Source organism: Mesorhizobium sp. M7A.F.Ca.CA.002.05.1.1, from assembly GCF_003998335.1.
Classification (GTDB): domain Bacteria; phylum Pseudomonadota; class Alphaproteobacteria; order Rhizobiales; family Rhizobiaceae; genus Mesorhizobium.
The window spans coordinates 1-1,927 of the sequence record NZ_RZQI01001043.1; the positions used below are offsets into that span (position 1 = coordinate 1).

General features: G+C 65.9%; 2 protein-coding genes. Both read right to left on the reverse strand.

Annotation, left to right across the window (positions count from 1 at the left end; translation table 11 throughout):
* A partial coding sequence (locus tag EN939_RS32190; RefSeq protein ID WP_127271589.1) for an SIS domain-containing protein occupies positions 1–270 on the reverse strand: 270 nt, incomplete at its 3' end.
* A 7-nt stretch (positions 271–277) separates the two neighbouring features.
* A complete protein-coding gene (gene rfaE1, locus EN939_RS32195; RefSeq protein WP_127270424.1) occupies positions 278–1,771 on the reverse strand; it encodes a D-glycero-beta-D-manno-heptose-7-phosphate kinase in 1,494 nt (497 codons plus the stop codon).
* Positions 1,772–1,927 lie beyond the last annotated feature (156 nt).

A 1,927-nucleotide genomic window follows, 5' to 3' on the forward strand; every position in this document is an offset into this window, starting at 1 on the left:
GCCCCAGGCGGTCAGCACCGCTGCATTGGCCGGCAGCGCGATGACATTGTAGGCCTTGCGCTCCTTGAGAAAGCGGCCGACCAGTTCGCCGGCAATGTGGATGGCGTCGCTGGCCGAGCCGCCATTGCCGGCGATGAGCAAAGCTTTCCCCGACGAAAGCGCAGTCACCACGGCGCTCGCTGCCCGCTCCATCTCACCGGTCAGGTCCCGTTCGACCATGGCTGATATGGCAGCCACGGAGCGGACAAGGTAATCGTTCAACTCGGACATGAAACCCTCAGTTTGTGGTGCCGCCGGCGCGCAATTTGCCAATGGTGTTGGTGGTGCTTTTTCCGGCGACCAGATCGACCAGCACGACGCGTCCGCCGGCCTTCTGCACCACATCGGCGCCGACCACGGTGTCGACCGTGTAATCGGCCCCCTTGACCAGTATGTCGGGCAGCAGCGCTTCGATCAGCGCCAGCGGCGTATCTTCCTCGAAAACCACGACCGCATCGACCGAGGCAAGTGCTGCCAGCACGCAGGCGCGGTCGTGCTGGTCGTTGACCGGGCGCCCGGCGCCCTTCAGTCGCCGCACCGAAGCATCGCTGTTGAGGCCGAGCACCAGCCGGTCGCATTGGCTGCGCGCCGCGTGCAGCAAGCTGACATGGCCGGCATGCAGGATGTCGAAGCAGCCATTGGTGAAGCCGACGCTCAGGCCCTCTTCCTTCCACGCCGCCACCATGCGCGCGGCCGACGTGGCGTCGAGGATGGCGTCCTTGTGGGCCGTCGGCCCATGCGAACGGAACAGCGCGCCGGTGAGTTCCTCGACCGTCAGCCGCGCGGTGCCGCGTTTTCCCACCACGACGCCACCAGCGGCATTGGCGATCGAAGCGGCCATGACCGTATCGGCGCCCACGGCCAGCGCCAGCGCGAAGCTCGCGATCACCGTGTCGCCGGCGCCCGAAACGTCGAACACTTCGCGCGCCTGGGTGGCGATGTGGCGCGCCTCGTCGGGGCCGACCACGCTCATGCCCTTTTCGCTGCGCGTCGCGACCACGAAATCGAAACCATGTGCCGAAATCAGCTCGCGTGCGGCACCCACGATCTCGTCATCGGCGAACACCGCATGGCCGGCGGCCTCGCCGAGTTCCTTGCGGTTGGGGGTAATGGCGGTCGCCCCGGCATAGCGCGCGTAATCGCGGCCTTTCGGGTCGACCAGCACCGGCTTTCCAGCCTCGCGGCAGATGGCGATCAAGTCGCCGGCGACGCCGTCGAGCAGGATGCCCTTGCCGTAATCGGACAGGATGACGATGTCGGCGTGCGCCAGCGCGGCGCGGAAATGCCGGATCAGGCCGGCTCGCTCCGCAGCGCCGAGCGGCTTGATCTCCTCTTCGTCGAAACGCAGCACCTGCTGGTTGAGCGCGCTGAAGCGGCTTTTGGACGAGGTCATGCGACCACGCTCCTGCGCGAGGCCCGCCGTATCGGCGCCAAGCTCGCCGAGCATCCGCACCAGGCTATCGCCTGCCACATCGGTGCCTATGACCGAGACGGGAATAGCGGCAGCGCCGAGCGAAACGATGTTGGCCACGACATTGCCGGCGCCGCCCATGGTCGAGGTCTCGCCGCGCCCGTGCAGCACCGGTATCGGCGCCTCCGGCGAGATCCGCTCGATGACGCCGTTGACGAAACGATCGAGGATGAAGTCGCCGACCACCAGCACTGTGGCCTGGCCGAACCGCGCAATGGCGCGGTGCAACGGTTCGGGAGAAGGCGGATTGTGCTTGATCATGTCACTGGCAACACAGGGAAAAGGCCGATTTCAATCTCATAAGTGCTCATCAATCGACTGGTCGGATCGTTCATGGCGAAAGCCGATATACCGCAAATTCACGCAGCGCAACGGCAGGGCATGATCCCGGTAGGCTCGGGCGGTCAGCTCTTCTGC

Coding starts and splice junctions, on each gene's coding strand:
- rfaE1 (WP_127270424.1), bottom strand. CDS start 1,771: ATGATCAAGCACAATCCGCCTTCTCCCGAACCGTTGCACCGCGCCATT.